15 protein-coding genes are annotated in these 16892 nt (G+C 38.7%); 11 read left to right on the plus strand and 4 right to left on the minus strand.

What is annotated here, in order from left to right; translation table 11 throughout:
- Position 1: 1 nt before the first annotated feature.
- The 8 genes from AC5SLP_RS08895 to AC5SLP_RS08930 all read left to right on the plus strand — a co-directional run bounded on the left by AC5SLP_RS08895 (position 2) and on the right by AC5SLP_RS08930 (position 8721).
- Positions 2-2224 carry a CHASE2 domain-containing protein gene (locus tag AC5SLP_RS08895; protein WP_495254815.1) on the plus strand — a complete coding sequence of 741 codons (2223 nt, stop codon included), beginning with the start codon at positions 2-4 and terminating at the stop codon, positions 2222-2224.
- A 2-nt stretch (positions 2225-2226) separates the two neighbouring features.
- The gene (locus AC5SLP_RS08900; RefSeq protein WP_495254816.1) at positions 2227-4617 is read left to right on the plus strand and encodes an HD domain-containing phosphohydrolase; all 2391 of its coding nucleotides are present in this window, start codon (positions 2227-2229) and stop codon (positions 4615-4617) included.
- 68 nt (positions 4618-4685) lie between these two features.
- Positions 4686-5030, plus strand: coding sequence for a preprotein translocase subunit SecG (gene secG, locus AC5SLP_RS08905; protein ID WP_495254817.1), 345 nt, complete (start codon positions 4686-4688; stop codon positions 5028-5030).
- Between the two features lie 7 nt (positions 5031-5037).
- Positions 5038-5994 carry a polysaccharide deacetylase family protein gene (locus AC5SLP_RS08910; protein WP_495254818.1) on the plus strand — a complete coding sequence of 319 codons (957 nt, stop codon included), beginning with the start codon at positions 5038-5040 and terminating at the stop codon, positions 5992-5994.
- On the plus strand, positions 5981-6541 hold the full coding sequence (gene frr / locus AC5SLP_RS08915) for a ribosome recycling factor (protein WP_495254819.1): 561 nt from the start codon (positions 5981-5983) through the stop codon (positions 6539-6541). The genes AC5SLP_RS08910 and frr overlap by 14 nt, the downstream gene beginning before the upstream one ends.
- Before the next feature lie 8 nt (positions 6542-6549).
- Complete coding sequence (pyrE, locus tag AC5SLP_RS08920) at positions 6550-7158, plus strand: orotate phosphoribosyltransferase (RefSeq protein WP_495254820.1); 609 nt, start codon at positions 6550-6552, stop codon at positions 7156-7158.
- 6 nt (positions 7159-7164) lie between these two features.
- Positions 7165-7626, plus strand: a complete 462-nt coding sequence (locus tag AC5SLP_RS08925; protein ID WP_495254821.1) for an RDD family protein — start codon at positions 7165-7167, stop codon at positions 7624-7626.
- A 6-nt stretch (positions 7627-7632) separates the two neighbouring features.
- On the plus strand, positions 7633-8721 hold the full coding sequence (locus AC5SLP_RS08930) for an MFS transporter (protein WP_495254822.1): 1089 nt from the start codon (positions 7633-7635) through the stop codon (positions 8719-8721).
- Here AC5SLP_RS08930 and AC5SLP_RS08935 read toward each other — a convergent pair.
- The 4 genes from AC5SLP_RS08935 to typA all read right to left on the minus strand — a co-directional run bounded on the left by AC5SLP_RS08935 (position 8705) and on the right by typA (position 12567).
- On the minus strand, positions 8705-9175 hold the full coding sequence (locus AC5SLP_RS08935; RefSeq protein WP_495254823.1) for a flagellar basal body-associated FliL family protein: 471 nt from the start codon (positions 9173-9175) through the stop codon (positions 8705-8707). The two genes, AC5SLP_RS08930 and AC5SLP_RS08935, sit on opposite strands and share 17 nt — an antisense overlap.
- Positions 9160-10125, minus strand: coding sequence for a DUF3137 domain-containing protein (locus AC5SLP_RS08940; RefSeq protein WP_495254824.1), 966 nt, complete (start codon positions 10123-10125; stop codon positions 9160-9162). Before AC5SLP_RS08940 ends, AC5SLP_RS08935 begins: the two co-directional genes overlap by 16 nt.
- A gap of 12 nt (positions 10126-10137) precedes the next feature.
- Positions 10138-10692 carry a LemA family protein gene (locus tag AC5SLP_RS08945; RefSeq protein WP_495254825.1) on the minus strand — a complete coding sequence of 185 codons (555 nt, stop codon included), beginning with the start codon at positions 10690-10692 and terminating at the stop codon, positions 10138-10140.
- A 75-nt stretch (positions 10693-10767) separates the two neighbouring features.
- Positions 10768-12567 (minus strand): translational GTPase TypA, encoded by a 1800-nt coding sequence (typA, locus tag AC5SLP_RS08950; RefSeq protein WP_495254826.1) that lies wholly within the window; start codon positions 12565-12567, stop codon positions 10768-10770.
- Positions 12568-12761: 194 nt separating this feature from the next.
- Between typA and AC5SLP_RS08955 the strand changes: the two genes are divergently transcribed.
- From AC5SLP_RS08955 to AC5SLP_RS08965, 3 genes are read left to right on the plus strand one after another with little or no spacing between them, the layout of a single operon-like run.
- Positions 12762-14417, plus strand: coding sequence for a flagellar hook-length control protein FliK (locus AC5SLP_RS08955; protein ID WP_495254827.1), 1656 nt, complete (start codon positions 12762-12764; stop codon positions 14415-14417).
- A gap of 16 nt (positions 14418-14433) precedes the next feature.
- Positions 14434-15144 (plus strand): FlgD immunoglobulin-like domain containing protein, encoded by a 711-nt coding sequence (locus tag AC5SLP_RS08960; RefSeq protein ID WP_495254828.1) that lies wholly within the window; start codon positions 14434-14436, stop codon positions 15142-15144.
- A 23-nt stretch (positions 15145-15167) separates the two neighbouring features.
- On the plus strand, positions 15168-16868 hold the full coding sequence (locus AC5SLP_RS08965) for a flagellar hook-basal body complex protein (RefSeq protein WP_495254829.1): 1701 nt from the start codon (positions 15168-15170) through the stop codon (positions 16866-16868).
- Positions 16869-16892: the final 24 nt, after the last annotated feature.

Genomic DNA, 16892 nt, shown 5'->3' on the forward strand with positions numbered 1-16892 from the left:
TATGCGAAAAAGCCTACTGCAACTCTTTTTTACACTGGTAGTAATACTCAGTGGTGTTGTAGGCTATTTGCATTTTAACGCCGTATGGCAACCTTTTGAGTATAAAATCAAAGATTTGATGCTTCAAAGCCGTGGAGAACTTCCGGGCGATGAAAACATCATCATTGTTGATATTGATGAAAGAAGTCTTAAAGCACTAGGACAATGGCCTTGGAGCAGAGACAAAGTGGCTACCTTGCTTCAAAATTTATCTGACCTTGGCGTTGCTATCATTGGCTTGGATGTTGTCTTTGCAGAGGCAGATAATAGCTCGCCTCACAATGTTTTTCAAAAATTGGGGCTTCCGTTTCAGGATGTTCCTAATTACGATGAAATGTTGGCAAAAACGATTGAAGACACTCCCACCATTGTGGGTTATGTCTTTGCACTTACGCCTGATTCTATCCAACCCGAAGGGCAACCTAAAACATCTGCCATTATGATTGAGCATGAACGTCCTAATCACTCGTATGTGATAAAACCGTATCGCCCTATTTTAAATATACCTCTTATTCAACAAAAAGCTTATTCTAGCGGCTATTTCAATACCATTCCCGATAGCGATGGCATCGTCCGAAGTATCCCTTTAGTCATGGAATACAATGGCGTGATTTATCCTTCACTTAGTTTAGAGATGGCGCGCCTCATTTTGGGTGAAAAAAAAGTGGACATCTTATACGATGAAAATGGTCTCAATCAAATTGTTATAGGCGAACACAAAATCCCTACCGATTTTTTTGGGCGCTTAATGATTAATTATAGAGGGAGCCAAAACAGTTATCAGTATATCTCCGCGATTGACGTGTACAACAAGCATGTCAATCCTTTACATGTAAAAGATAAAATAGCCCTAGTGGGAACCTCAGCCGCAGGACTTTTGGACTTAAGAAGTACTCCGTTTGAAAGTGTTTACGCAGGTGTCGAAGTTCATGCCAATGCCATTGACAATATCCTCCATCAAAATTTTATTGCAAAACCCATTTGGACGCGCGGTGTTGATATGGTGAGTATTGTATTATTGGTGTTGGTCACGTTTGCTCTTTTATTGCTCCCCAGCGCTTTGTTGAGTTTTAGTGGCCTTTTGGCGCTTAATCTCATCATTATCGCAGCGCACTATTATGCGATGGTTTATCAAAGTATTTTGCTCAACACTATTCTGCCGATTGTTTCTATCACTATTCTTTTTATCGTGGGGCAAGCCATTAACTATTTTCTTGAAATCAAGCAAAAAGAGATGATTAAACATAAATTCGCCAGTAAAGTAAGCCCTGCCGTTATGAATAATATCTTAAGCAGTGAAGCCGATTTTTTACAAGGTATGGAAAAAGAGATTACGATTTTTTTCTCGGATATTCGTAATTTTACAGCCATTTCCGAAGCAGCGGGAGATCCAAAACATCTGATTCATTTTATGAATGCGTATATGGACCCGATGACAGACATTATCATCAAAGCGGGTGGTACGGTTGATAAGTTTATCGGCGATGCGATTATGGCTTATTGGAACGCGCCACTGAGTGTTGAAAATCATGCCGATAAAGCAGTCTCTGCGGCATTAGAACAACTGCATCATTTGGTCAAATTAAATCAAAGTTTACAGAAAAACCCTGAGTTCTCCGCTATTCATACGATGGCGCTTCACAACAACAAGCCCATCATTGATATTGGTATTGGTATCAATACGGGTCTTGCCATTGTTGGCGAAATGGGAACCAGTCGCAGAAGCGATTTTACCGTTATTGGTGATCCTATCAATCTTGGTTCACGGTTGGAATCATTGTGCAAATATTACGGAGCCCATGTGATTATTTCGCATTTTACCAAGCGCCAATTAAAAGGTGAGTACATTATGCGATTATTGGATTTAGTCACGGTAAAAGGGAAGCAAGAACCCGTTGAGATATGGCAGGTGCATGATTTTAAAAGCATTCCTAACCATCAACAACCTTTGTATGAATGTTCGCAAGAGATGCTTGAAGAAGAACTGACGTTGTACCATGAAGCACTCCGACAGTATCAACAAGCACAGTTTCGTGAAGCACTGACCTTATTTGAAGATTTAAAACAAAAAAATTATCATATTAATGATACGATTTACACAATTTATTGTGAACGCTGTTCGCACTATATTGCTTTTCCACCCAGTGAATTTAACGGTGTGTTTGTTCACACAACCAAAGGATAAGTATGAGTCAGATTCGCATTCTTGGCGCACAAGGGAGCCGAGCACAAAATGCTTTTACCACGTGCCTCCAACTTACAAAACACACGCTTATTGATGCAGGGAACATCATGCATGCGCTAGGCGATGACGCCTTACATATCCATCGTATTTTCTTTTCACACGCCCATTTAGACCATATCATTGATAGCGCGTTTATGATTGATAATTTTTTTGTCAAGCGCAGCGAATCACTGATACTCTATGCGCTTCCTCAAACCATAGAAGCACTACAAAAACACCTCTTTAACGATGAAGTGTGGCCTAATTTCAACAAAATTCCTCTTTTAAATTCAACCGTACCGGCATTGCAGTATGTCAGCATTACTCCTTTTGAGCGTTATCCTATTGAAGATGGCATTACGCTCATTCCTATACCATCCAACCATACCGTTCCTTGCTGCGGGTATATTATTGAACAGCACAACAGCGCACTTTTATTTTCTGGGGATTCCTTTCACAATGAACTGCTCTGGCAAACACTGAATGAAAACAGTGCCATTAAAGCGTTGATTATTGATGTCTCTTTTCCCAATCGTTTGACAAAAATTGCAAAGGAGAGTAAACATCTTACCCCTAATTTTTTAGAATCAGGGCTCAAACTTTTAAACAGAGATGTCAAAATTTATATCAATCATCTCAAGCCCTTTTATATGGACCAAATTACCGACGAGCTTTGCGCTATCGGCATTGAAAAGCATAATATTTTAAAAGATGGCGAACTCATTGACATTGCAACAGGCGAACTGTGCCTTAGTACGTTATTGAGCAGTGATGAACGTGTTCAAAAGCTAACGCAAATTGGAACAGCGCTTTCAGCCAATGAAAACCTTAATTCACTCTTGGAGATAATTGTTACCGAAGCTAAAAATCTAACCAGTGCTGATGGAGGCACACTCTATTTGCTAGACCAGCACCAACTTCGTTTTACAATTGCACAAACCGACTCTTTAAACATCAAAATGGGTGGATCAAGCGGAAAAATCACCTGGGAGCCACTTCCACTGTATTTAGAAAACAACGAACCCAATAAAAAAATGGTTGCCGTAACATGTGCCTTGGAAGATAGGTTGATTAATATTCCCGATGTGTATGAAACCGAAGGCTTTTCATTTGATGGAACCAAGAAATTCGACCAAGGAACAGGGTATCGCTCCAAATCTATGCTGGTGATTCCAATGAAAAATCATGAAAATGAAATCATTGGTGTTTTACAGCTTCTTAATAAACTACACTCCTCAACACGCGAAGTGATTCCCTTTGATAGTGATGATGAAAAAATTTCTTTATCCCTTGCGTCACAAGCAGCCATTGCGATTACCAATACATCGCTCATTCAAGGCCTAGAAAGTCTACTTGAAGCCTTTTTAAAAAGCATCATCTTTGCTATTGGGAAAAAATCACCCTATACGGCAGGGCACATCAAACGTATGGTAAAACTGAGTCTTATGCTATCACGGGCTATCAATAATGACACAACGCTCTACACGCAAAAGCATTTCAACCAAGAAGAGCTCAAACAGATTAATTTCGCCGCCTTAATGCACGATATCGGGAAACTTGCAACCCCTGAACAAATTGTTGATAAGGCTACAAAGCTCGAAGCAATTTTTGACCGCATCACGCTTGTTAAGAGCCGTATTTCGACTATTGAGCACGCTTTACATGTAAATTTTTTGGAGAAAAAAATTGCACATTTAGAAGGCAAGGAGACGTATGAGCTTGAAGTGCTTGAAGCTCACTACATGACGCAAAAACAGCGATTACAAGATGCGTGGGAATTGATTCAAACCCATAACAGAGGTGATACCTTCTTAAGCGATACGGATGCTGCTAAAATCAAAGCACTTGCGCACACGTCATGGCATATCGGTGATGAAATCTATACAATTTTAACGGAAGATGAAGCCTATCATTTAAGCACACAAAAAGGAACATTAACCAAAGAGGAACGCGACATTATCAACGACCATGCTAAACTTAGCGTTGATTTATTAAATAAGTTACCGTTTCCAAAAAAGTACAAAGAAATTCCTCAAATTTCAGGAAACCATCATGAAAAAATTAATGGGAAAGGGTATCCCCAAGGGCTCAAAGGAGACGAAATCAGTTTTGAAGCTCGTATTTTAGCCATCGCCGATATTTTTGAAGCCCTCACCGCCAGTGACCGACCTTATAAAGCAGGAATGCCTCTATCAACCGCTATGAAAATTCTGTACACCATGGCCAAAGAAAATGAACTCGATAAAGATTTGGTGAAGTTTTTTTACACATCTGGTGTCTATCTAGAATACGCTAAAACCTACTTACCTGCGCGGTCTATCGACGAAATCACGGTTGATTTTAATATGCTTTAACGATTTTTTAACCCATTTTGGGTATAATCCTTGGTTCTACACTATTTTGAAAACAAAGGACATCTCTTATGACCACCGTTTTATTGGTTTTACAATTTGTTTTAACCGCCATTTTAACTGTCTCTGTCTTACTACAAAAAAGCTCATCTATTGGACTTGGCGCCTATAGCGGAAGTAATGAATCTCTTTTTGGAGCTAAAGGTCCAGCAGGATTTATGGCAAAATTCACATTTGTTGTTGCAATCCTTTTTGTAGCAAACACACTTACACTCGGTTATTTTTACAATCAAGATAAAAAAGTTTCTGTTGCTGAAGATATTAAAGTAGAGAAAAATGTTGTTCCAAGCGTTCCAGCGCCAGAGACAGCAGCACCTACTGCGCCAGTGGCTCCTGAAGCACCTAGCACTAAATAAGTAAACAATGAAACCTCTTTGGATTGTGTTGTGTTTGAGCATGATGGTATGGGCTGATGCGCATATCTTCATCTACCATCGTTTTAATGACAACCGGTACCCTTCAACCAACACGTCCCTAGAAGAGCTTCGCAAAGAGTTTGATTATTTTAAAAACAATGGCTATAAAGTTGTTCCTCTTCAGACATTGGTTCAAGCACTGCACAACAAAGAAAGCATCCCCGACAACTGGGTCATTTTAACCATCGATGATAATTATAAAAGCTTTTACGAGCATGGGCTAGCCCTTTTTAAAGAGTACAACTACCCTTTTTCGATGTTTGTCTATGTAGGCGCTACCGAGCATAAATACGGTGATTTTATGAGCTGGGAACAACTAAAAGATACTGCAAAGTATGGCTCATTGGAATTTCACTCTATGAATCATCCACATATGAACGAACTCAGCGATGAAGCACTTCACCATGATTTTCAAGAGGGACTTTCACTTTTTGAGCAACGTCTGGGTCTCAAACCTCACTATTTTTCGTACCCTTTTGGTGAATTTACCCCCAGAGTGAAAAAAGTTGCACAAAGCTATGGCTTTGAAGCCCTATTAAATCAAAATATGGGTGCTATTGCAACCTTCAGCGATCCTTTGGATTTGGATCGTTCAGCATTGGTAGGCAAAAGTGACCTCGCAAGCTTCCTTAAATACAAAGCACTTAATGCCTCTTGGAATAAACCAGAGACACTTAACCAAAAGAATGAAATTACCTCACTTTATGTCAAAGCGGACACGTCTGCTTCAAAAGGCGGTATTTATATTAGTGGATATGGATACCAAGAAACCTCTTTAAGCGATGGTGTTTTTCAGGCAGAAATTAATAAAATAGCCTCTAAAGAGCGTACACGCATTATTGTCTCTGTGGGCAATAAAATCTCAACGAAACTACTTGTAAAGGATAAATATGGAACTGAATAAAATCTATGCTGAACAAAAAGAGCATATGGAAAAATGTATTGCAGCACTTAAACGCGACTTCACGACCATTCGTAGTGGTAAAGTTTCTATCTCAATTCTAGATAACATTCATGTCGATTACTATGGAACACCTACAGGTCTTAGCCAAGTGGCTACTGTTTTAGCAACAGATGCAACAACGATTACAATTTCTCCTTGGGAAAAAAAGATGCTCAGAGAGATTGAAAAAGCAATTATGCAAGCTAATATCGGCGTCAATCCAAACAACGACGGTGAGGCTATCAAGCTATTCTTCCCTCCAATGACAAGCGAACAACGTAAAGAGGGTGCAAAACAAGCGAAAATCATGGGTGATAAAGCAAAAATTGCTATTCGTAATGTACGTAAAGACTCAAATGATCAAGTGAAAAAACTGGAAAAAGATAAACTTATCACAGAAGATCAGTCTAAAAAAGGACAAGATGAAGTCCAAAAAATTACCGATGCGGCTGTTTCAAAAGTCGATGATTTAGTGAAAGAAAAAGAAGCCGAACTACTTAAAATTTAAGGTAACCCATGCAAGTTGAGAAAATTTATAAAGATGCAAATGCCCTTCTTGAAGGACATTTTTTACTCAGTAGCGGTAAACATTCTCGCTTCTATCTTCAAAGTGCCAAAGTTTTGGAAGACCCAAAAGTTGCCGAAGCATTAGCAGTTGAACTGGCACGTATGATTCAAGCCCATGGTTTAGAAGTTGATACCATTTGTTCCCCTGCCCTTGGCGGTGTTTTAGCAGGGTATGAACTTGCGCGCGCACTTGGAAAACGATTTATTTTTGCAGAACGCGTCAATGGCGAAATGACTATTCGAAGAGGTTTTGAAATCAAAAAAGGTGAAAAAATCCTTGTGTGTGAAGACATCATCACAACAGGCGGTTCTGCACTTGAAGCCGCTAAAGTTGCCGAAAACATGGGTGGCATTATCGTTGGATTTGCAGCCCTAGCCAATCGTGGTTTTTGTAAACGCGTGGGCAGTAATTTAGAGGGAAAACCTACATGTAAATTACCCAACGATGCACCATTCTTTGCTCTGGCTGATTTTGAATTTGACATTTATGAGCCAAGCAAATGTCCTTTATGCAAAGAAGGGAGTGTTGCCATCAAACCTGGTAGCCGAGGTAATTAAATTACAATGCGATGGAGAGAGACAAAAAGAGGAGGAAAGAAGGAGGCAAACGCTTCTTTACTTCCTTACACCATCGCACCTTTCACAAGACGCGCTAAGGCGTTTGTTGTGGACTCTTTTATGCTTCTCATGCCCATTCTTTACATTGTTTTCTATCTTATTTTTGGCTCGCGTGAAGGCTTTGCGGCACATATGATTTTAGGATGGCTTCTGGTCATCGTCCCTTATGGGCTTATTACGATCCTCTTCTTTGCCATAAAAGGTCAAACGCCTGGCTATAAAGCCTATGAAATTGAATTGATAGACACAACCACGCTGAAAAGAGTTTCATTCAGCCGTCTTCTGATACGCTACGTCATTGCACTTAGTGTATTTGCCACTTTTATTGGGCTTTTCTTCCCTTTCTTTCGCAAAGATCGTCTTTTTATTCATGATATTCTCACACACTCTGCTCCTGTTTTGAAGTAAAATTGCGTGATCTTTTTTAAAATCTCTGGGTTTTTCTTTTCATACTTTGCCGTAACAGGCGTTTACGTCATTTTTATGCCGAAAATTTTACAAATGCTTGGGTACAGTGCTTTACAAATTGGTACTATTTTTGCCTTAGCCCCATTAATGCGGTTTGTGGTTCCTTTTTTCTTTCTCAAACATTTTGAGCTGACACAAAAAGTTTTTTATACTGCTCTTTTCGGCGCCATTTTTGCAATCGTACTTTTTTATTTTGCTATTCATAACTTCTACTTTTTTATGCTTCCCAATATGTTACTGGGTGCATGCCTTGGAATGATACTTCCCTACGTTGAAACCTACGCTATGGAGCATCTTCAAAAAGAGCGTTTTGGTAAATCAAGGCTTTTTGGTTCCATTGGCTTTATGCTCATTGGTATTGTTTTAGCAAGACATTTAGAAGATTACAGCAATGGCTTGCATTATCTTTTATTGGGTATTTCACTGACAGCTTTTTTTGCGTATTGGCTGACAAATAATAACCCTGTGTTTGAAGTTCTAACACCGCGCGACACACCGTTTCAACTTTTACATGTAAAGTTTTTATGGATTAGCTTTTTTCTCTTGCAAGTTAGTTTTGGTGCGTTTTATAACTTTTTTACCATTTATGAAACCAGTCATGGCATTAGTCTAGAAACCACCAGTTATTTGTGGGCATTTGGTGTTATCTGTGAGATTGTGCTCTTTTATTTTCAATCCCCTCTGTTACGCCGTTTTAATCTTTTGAGCTTAGTGAAATTTGGTGTCTTAACAGCAGCGCTTCGTTGGTTTTTACTTTTTTTATTTCCCTCATCGCTCTTGATTGCTTACGCGGCACAATCTCTTCATGCATTTTGTTTTGCACTGCATCACACAGCAGCCCTAAGTCTTCTATATACGCTGTATCAGCAGAAAAAACTTGCGGCACAGTTTTATTATGGTCTTTCATTTGGACTTGGAGGATTTGTAGGAGCGCTGATTGCAGGAAATTTTTACGGAGAGTATCTTTATCTTTATGCCAGTTTTATTGCGCTTCTTTCATGGGGTAGTTTAATGCTTTTCAAGGAGAAAGAATAAAATTTTTAAGATAGATTGTATCAATTTCATAACCGAAGGTATCTTCTAACATACTGATAAGCTCACTCTTGAGTCTCTCTTTCCCCGCAACCGTCTCTAGACCATTAGAATCCATCGTGTTGAGATATTGAAGCACGGCGTTGCGTACATTATCCATATTGTTCATAAGCGCTTTTTTGCCGCTTTTACTTTTCATTTCTAATGCGATATCTGCTTTTAGGATTTTAAATTTTTGAGAACGTATATTGATGAAAATTGTATCTAAGCTGACTTCTTGTGCATCGGTACTTACATTTGTTACTTTTTTGGCAACAGGAGAATCGGCGTAAGAAGAGATACTCGCTTCATCTTTGAGCATATAATTAATCGCGACAAATCCCACTATAATCAATAAAATAATAAAGCCTAACGATATTTTGAGTAGTCTTTCATTAAACATTAACGTTTGCTCCATAACTTTTCATTGAGTTTAAGCTCCTCAACAATTCCTATCATAGTATTTAAAATCTCAAAATACTCTTTAATATAGGAAAAATCTAAAAGGGAACGAGATAATATCGGCTCAAAAAGTGGTTTTGTGTAGGGTATGGCGATATATATTTTTGAATTTATGAAAGAAAGAGAGATATTTTTATTGATTTTGTGACGAAATTCGACAATTTTTTCCATAAGCGATGGCGAAAGAATATAACGGCTTTCAATGGGATCATTGCCATAGACCACAAAATATTTTTCAAACGCTACATGATCAAGCTTGATATGCTCTCCTCGACTAATGTTCATCCCTTGTAACCATGTTCCTAAAACACCTAATGTTCGCTCAGCAATATCGGGTAAAACAACAACGTTTGAGTGAAATTCTTTATTAAATTCAGCCACAAAAAAGAGTCCTGAAAAAATATCGTGCCATTGCTCTTTATTGTTTTTATCACGCTCTTTTCTTTCGACATGCATTACACAAAAACGTACATCTACCCCTTCAATTTTTCCACTGACAAGATCACTTCCACTAAAACGATCATAAGATTCAAGAAAAAGTTCGCTTGTTTGATACTCTGCTTCCCTGATAGTGTCACTTTTGCGGTACGTAAGGGAATCATCCACAAAATGAATAATCTTCTCAATGACTTGGTCTTTAAATAAAAGAGCATAACCTGAACTTTCATGGCGGTAGACAAACATATAGATTAAAAATCCACCCATTGCGCAGATAAGTGCGGCTTGCAAAGGAGCCATGATAGTCTGGTGTATAAGAACCAGAAATACTCCAACGGCTATGAGAGCAAGGAAAAGAGCTGCCTTTTGAAGTTTTTTAATAATCCGAAGCCTATCCAATTCCAAAACCTGTAATTCTGGATACATGGATTCATAATAATAATCCAATAACGATGCTATATTTGCCATGCAAAGGAGGTGTTATTGAAAGAGGTTCTTGACATTGACGTTTTGACGCTCACTTTCAGGAACATTAAAAACGACTTTGCGGTCCATTTTCATAAGACTTGCTACAAAATTGGTAGGGAACATTTCTATGGCGTTGTTATAATCAGTCACACTTTGATTATACGCACGGCGTGCAGCGGAGATTTGTTCTTCAATTTCATTCAGGGTGTGTTGTAGATGTAAGAAATTTTCATTGGCTTTGAGTGTTGGGTAATTCTCAACAGCAACCATGACACTACCTAGCATCGAGGAGAGTTGTTTTTCTAATACAATTTTTTCATTAGCGCTCAAATTCCCTTGTAACGCTTGCGTGCGAAGCTCAGTGATTTTCTCAAGCGTAATGCGCTCATGCACCATATACTCTTTTACCGTAGCGACAAGGTTGGGAAGAAGGTCATAGCGTTTTTTTAAGATGGCATCAAGTCCAGCAAAAATATTATCAACTTGATTTTTTCGAGAGATGAGAGTGTTGTACATAAAAACCATCGCAAGAAGAAGTGCACCTACGATTATTAAAAACGTCTGCATTTTACGCTCCTCAATAAATCATCATGTAAAGACCTTACCATCAGCATTGGCAAAGTCTTTACATGTAAATATGGTTTAACGACTCATACGCTTACGTTGTGTTGGATCAAGGAATTTTTTACGAATACGAATATTAGTCGGTGTTACTTCGACCAATTCATCATTTTCAATCCACTCTAACGCTAATTCTAAGTTCATTTTGCGTGGTGGAACCAGTTTAATCGCCTCATCAGCACCACTACTTCTAACGTTACTTTGTGGCTTACCTTTAATTGGATTGACATCCAAATCATTTGGACGTGAATGCTCACCAATAATCATACCGCAATAGACTTTGACTTGCGCATCAATGAATAAAACGCCTCTTTCTTGTAAACTAAACAAAGAGTAACCCATCGCCGTACCTGTTTCCATAGAGGTTAAAGCACCGTTTTTACGATGTTCAACTTCACCGCTAAGTGGTCGAAATTCTAAAAATGAGTGGTTCATAACACCCTCACCTTTGGTATCGGTTAGAAACTGTCCACGAAAACCAATCAAACCACGTGCTGGAATTTCAAACTCAATTCTGGTTTGTCCATCACCTGTTGGGTTCATCGCTTTCATCTCTGCTTTTTTACGACCGAGTTTTTCAATAACGGTTCCTGTAAACTCATCCGGTACGTCAATCACCAAATGCTCATACGGTTCTAATTTGACACCATTCTCTTCTTTAACGATAACTTCAGGGCGTCCTAAAGAGAACTCAAACCCTTCACGTCTCATGTTCTCAGCCAAAATGGTAATTTGAAGCTCACCACGGCCAGAGACTTTAAATTTACCCTCGCCAGCATTTTCATAACGCATTGCGATGTTCGTTTTCATCTCAGATTCTAAGCGCTCATAAATTTTATTGGATGTGACAAATTTACCATCAAGTCCCGCAAATGGAGAGTCATTGACCGCAAAAACAACGGAGAGCGTTGGCTCTTCAATGTGCAATGGGTCAAGTGGCATAGGATTGTTTGGATCCACCAAACTATCGCCAACATCCAGTGTTTCAAAACCTGCAACGGCTACAATGTCACCACTGAAAGCTTCATCGACATCGATGCGCTCCAATCCGTGAAATCCGATGAGTTTTGAAATTCTACCTTTCACTTGTTCGCCATCTGCTTTTGCAAGCATCACTGTTTCATTTTTCTTGATAGTACCGTTAAAAATACGTGCGATACCGATTTTACCGACATAGTTGTCATAATCAAGGGTAAACACTTGAAGTTGAAGTGGATTGGTAGCATTTCCAGAAGGTGTTGGAACATGCTTGATAATCGTTTCAAAAAGAGGTTCGAGGTTTTTATTTTCATCACTCATGTTGTATTTAGCATAACCCTCTTTAGCCGCAGCATAGACGATAGGGAACTCTAGTTGGTGTTCATTTGCACCCAAAGCAACCAAAAGATCAAAAACCTCATCCACAACACGGTCAGGATCAGCCGCAGGCTTGTCAATTTTATTAACCACAACAATAGGGCAAAGTCCCAAACTCAATGCTTTTTTCACAACAAATTTGGTTTGAGGCATAACACCTTCTTGTGCATCAACAAGCAATAAAACGCCATCGACCATTTTCAAAACACGCTCAACCTCACCACCAAAATCAGCGTGGCCTGGAGTGTCGATAATATTGATTTTAGTCTCTTTATAGCGAATAGCAGTATTTTTTGAAAGAATGGTGATACCACGTTCTTTTTCAAGATCGTTGCTATCCATTGCTCTTTCTTCTACTTTTTGGTGGGCACTGAACGTACCAGATTGTTTCAACAATTCATCAACCAAAGTTGTTTTTCCGTGATCAACGTGTGCAATCACGGCAATATTTCTAAACTCTTGCAAAAAATTCTCCTCGTAATCTTAACTTTTACATCATATGAAACGTACGTGATTTGTGTAGTTTGAAGAAGTAATATGCTTCATTATACCATCTTCTTACTAAATTTACATGTAAAGAGTTGTTACCAATATGGAATGAAGATTGCTTGTCATTGGTGCAGAATTGTCTCATATAAATTTATAATAAGGTAATGACAATGCAAGACATCTTCGCTTTTGTTCAGGCAAAAAGCCCTTTATCACTTACGCCAACCACCAATGATGTTGCAAAAACACAAAGTGGCGACGACTCTTTTTCAGAGAGTTTTTTCTCTATGATTTTGGGACAACTCACCAATGATGATGAGAAAGTTTCCCTCAATTTAGTCGCGCAAGACACGTCTGGACTCGTGCAAGAAGAAACATCTGCAACAACCGACCTTACGCTAAATGATGAAGGAAAAAGCATTGACGAACATCTTTTAGAAGACCTTTTAAGTGTCGTTAATGCTTTAAAAAATGATTCACAAACAACAACATTCCCAACACTAAAAGCCTCATCAAATTTGGAAAAAATTTTAGCAAGTGAAAGTGCGCGTCAAGACTTTGCGAATGTTAATAGCGTGAGCGATTTACTGGCTTTATCTAAAAAATACAACTTAGGGCTTGAAAAAATTTCCATTTCAAAAGAGACGGTGGAAAGTTTGCAAACCAAATTTCCAACACTGACACAAAACAATTTTTTTAATGACTTACAAACGGCACTTGATAATTCACAAACAACATCAACACCACAAGAGACAACGACACAAGCAACGACACAGACCAATTTAATGTCATTGCTAACCAAACAAACACCAAAAACAGAAAATACGACACCATCTATTTTAAGTGAGTTGATTTCCAAAGATGCATCGCTACCAAGTGAGCCAAAACTTGTTCAACCAACAACACAAGTCAAACCAGATGAAACATTAGATACGACGCTTACTTTGGAAAATGAAACGCCAATAGTAAATGAAAAACAACACGATACTGCAATTAAAGTTGCACAAACCGTAGAAGAAGAGACAACACCGACAACAGCAAAACCGCTTGAAACAATCGTGCAAAAAGTTGTGAACAGTAATGAAACTAAAAAAATAGAAACGCCTGTTCAAACAACAACAGCAGATGTACAAGAAGAAACTGTCCCTGTTGTAACAACAAATTCTGCTCGTACCAATGAGGTCAGAACAGAGTCTTCTATCACTGAAGATATTCCCGAGACCATTATCAAACCGGTTAAATCTGAAAAGACAACCGATGAAACGGTTAGTGATGAAGATTTAATACTCACACAAAAAGTTTCAACGAGAGAACATGATGAACGTGAAGTGAGTGAAAGCTCATCCGATGATGGACAAAACAGTCTTGATATAAAAAATGACATCAAATCGACAGCCAAACAAGACATCACAAATAATAAACAAACCAATTCAACGAAAGATAGTTTAAATCAATTTGCAACCGATTTGAAAGAAAAAATTGAAGCGTACAAGCCTCCTATTATGAAAGTAGAACTTGCACTCAGTCCAAAAAACTTAGGTGATGTAGATGTGACATTATTGACACGGGGCAACAATTTACATGTAAATATCTCATCTAACTCAACAACCATGAACCTCTTCACACAAAATCAAACAGAGGTCAAAAACGCGCTCGTCAGTATGGGATTTACCAATTTAGAGATGAACTTTAGCGATCAAAGCAATAAAGAACAATCTCAACAAAACAATCAAAAGCACAGCAGTGGAAATTTTGACGAATTTACCACCGATTCAACCGAGGAAGATACGACTCTCATGGAAATCGTCATTCCTCAATACGTATAACACTAAAGGATAAATGATGGCAACAGCAACTAACACAAATGGATACTCTAACCTTCTTAAAACAGATACATCTTCAACAACAAATACAAAAAGTTCAACAACATCGAGTTCTTCTTCATCTCTAAATAAAGACGACTTTTTATCACTCCTCCTCACGGAACTGCAACATCAAGACCCAACAGATCCAATGGACAGTGATAAAATTTTAACGCAAACATCTCAACTTGCTTCGTTAGAAGCTTCTGAAAATACAACAACGGCATTAACTGAACTTTCAGATAAGCTTACGGCATCAACCGATATGAATGCAGTTTCAGCCATTGGTAAAATGGCAAGCCTTGGTTCATCTGCTATCACTCTTGACAAGAGCAATTCTGACTTTGAAGTCTATTTCCCAACAGAAATTACCGATGGTACAATGACCATTAAAGACACCAAAGGTAATACCGTTAAAACCATTGACCTTGGGGATGCAGCAGCAGGCAAAAGTGGCGTGGTCGCCTTTAACTGGGATGGTATTGATAACAATGGTAATCAACTTGACGATGGTTATTACAGCGTTACAGCCACCTACACCGATGCCAATGGTGATGCGAAAACAACACAAGCAGGCGTTTATCCTGTTGAATCTGTGCGTTATCAAGATGGAACAACCTATGTTAAATTAGGCTCAAATTACTACGCAATAAGCGATGTTGTTGAATTTTACGATAAATCATTGATTTAACGCAGAATAAGAGGAATAAAGCAATGAATAGCTCTCTTTACAATGGTATATCAGGTATTAAAACCAGTCAATTTTATATGGATGTCATTGGAAACAATATTGCCAATGTCAGTACCAATGGGTACAAAGGAAGTACAGCAGAAGTATCTTCTCTTTTTTCATCCATACTTTTGGGTACACACAATTCCTACACAAATGATGACGGGTTAGGAGCACAAAGTTTAACAACCGCGTTAGATATGTCTGAAGGCGTACTTGAAAATACCGATAACGCATTTGATCTTGCTTTAAATGGTGAGGGATGGTTTGGTGTTCTTGGAAGTGACGGGAATACCTATTACACACGAGCAGGTAACTTTTCTCTGGATGGAAGCGGCAACTTAGTCGATGGTAAGGGTAATTATCTTTTGGCAACATCTGGCAATAACATACAACCCACATCATTAGACCAAGCGACCATCGATAAATTTGGAAAATACTATTCAGGCACGGGTTCTTCTAATGCAACTCCTTATGCAATCACTCCTTTGGAAGATGTCCCGTTGGGAAGTATTGGAAAACAAACTAAAATCACACTACCTGATTTACTTTATTATCCCCCTATACCAACGACTACCGTCTCATATGGAGCCAATCTTGACCCAACTGTCACAGTAGATGCCGTAACCCTTGATCTTGATAGTGCAGATTATCCAGCAACCGTTACGCCCACAGCGTCAGGTACCGTAAACCTTAGTGGTACAGTATCCAATACAACAGCGGCTCTTAATCCACAAGAGGGTGACATCATCTCTTTAGTATTAACCGATGTCAATGGAAATACACAAACAATCAATACGAAATTAGATTCAAATTTAGCATGGAGCATTTCAAATTCAGATGTTAGCGGTCTTGATTTAAGTGGCGATTTAACTGTTACTTCTGCAACCGTTCAGACGGAACAAGAAGTGGCTACGAAAAAACACTTTACAACAGGCATCATTGGCGCTAATGGAAACAGCGATATTGTAGATATGACATTTACTAAAGTTGTGCCACAAGGAACTTCTGGAACCACATGGAATGCTGATGTAAAAGTCTTAACCTATTATGAAAATTATGATAAAACAAAGACTTATGACCCTACCCTATACTCTATCGACACGTCCTCCAATAAAGTCTATCAAATTGTTGATGAGCAAACAGGTGTGCTAACGTTTGGTGGCTCAGGACAACTTACGAGCAATACCCTATCGACACTCAACAACAGTGGAACACCATTGACTCTTAATCTTGGAACCATTGGAGGTTACGATGGGCTTATTTCAAGCACAAGTATTGAAAAATCCAATGTTGCTACTGCAAATGGAACAAAAGAGGGATTCTTAAAAGGGTATGCGATGGATGGCAATGGCAATGTTGTTGCTGAATTTACCAATGGTAAGAGCTCAGCCATTGCAAAAGTTGCAGTCTATCATTTCCAAAATGACCAAGGATTAACGTCTGTTTCTTCCAACCTGTTTGCCGAATCTGCAAACAGTGGTAAAGCCATTTTTTATAAAGATGCTAATGGAAACAGTTTTTTAGGTACCGATATTTTAAGTAAAAAACTAGAAGGTAGCAATGTCAGTCTTGCAACGGCTTTAACGGAGCTTATTGTCGTTCAAAAATCTTTTACAGCCAGCTCTAAAAGTGTTACGACCAGTGATGAACTGCTTCAAAATGCTATTAACATGAAAAGATAGCAATCATTGTTCTAAAGTGGAATA

This window comes from Sulfurospirillum sp. E15m (assembly GCF_059415145.1).

Coding starts and splice junctions, on each gene's coding strand:
- AC5SLP_RS08895 (WP_495254815.1), top strand. CDS start 2: ATGCGAAAAAGCCTACTGCAACTCTTTTTTACACTGGTAGTAATACTC.
- AC5SLP_RS08900 (WP_495254816.1), top strand. CDS start 2,227: ATGAGTCAGATTCGCATTCTTGGCGCACAAGGGAGCCGAGCACAAAAT.
- secG (WP_495254817.1), top strand. CDS start 4,686: ATGACCACCGTTTTATTGGTTTTACAATTTGTTTTAACCGCCATTTTA.
- AC5SLP_RS08910 (WP_495254818.1), top strand. CDS start 5,038: ATGAAACCTCTTTGGATTGTGTTGTGTTTGAGCATGATGGTATGGGCT.
- frr (WP_495254819.1), top strand. CDS start 5,981: ATGGAACTGAATAAAATCTATGCTGAACAAAAAGAGCATATGGAAAAA.
- pyrE (WP_495254820.1), top strand. CDS start 6,550: ATGCAAGTTGAGAAAATTTATAAAGATGCAAATGCCCTTCTTGAAGGA.
- AC5SLP_RS08925 (WP_495254821.1), top strand. CDS start 7,165: ATGCGATGGAGAGAGACAAAAAGAGGAGGAAAGAAGGAGGCAAACGCT.
- AC5SLP_RS08935 (WP_495254823.1), bottom strand. CDS start 9,175: ATGGAGCAAACGTTAATGTTTAATGAAAGACTACTCAAAATATCGTTA.
- AC5SLP_RS08940 (WP_495254824.1), bottom strand. CDS start 10,125: ATGGCAAATATAGCATCGTTATTGGATTATTATTATGAATCCATGTAT.
- AC5SLP_RS08945 (WP_495254825.1), bottom strand. CDS start 10,692: ATGCAGACGTTTTTAATAATCGTAGGTGCACTTCTTCTTGCGATGGTT.
- AC5SLP_RS08955 (WP_495254827.1), top strand. CDS start 12,762: ATGCAAGACATCTTCGCTTTTGTTCAGGCAAAAAGCCCTTTATCACTT.
- AC5SLP_RS08960 (WP_495254828.1), top strand. CDS start 14,434: ATGGCAACAGCAACTAACACAAATGGATACTCTAACCTTCTTAAAACA.
- AC5SLP_RS08965 (WP_495254829.1), top strand. CDS start 15,168: ATGAATAGCTCTCTTTACAATGGTATATCAGGTATTAAAACCAGTCAA.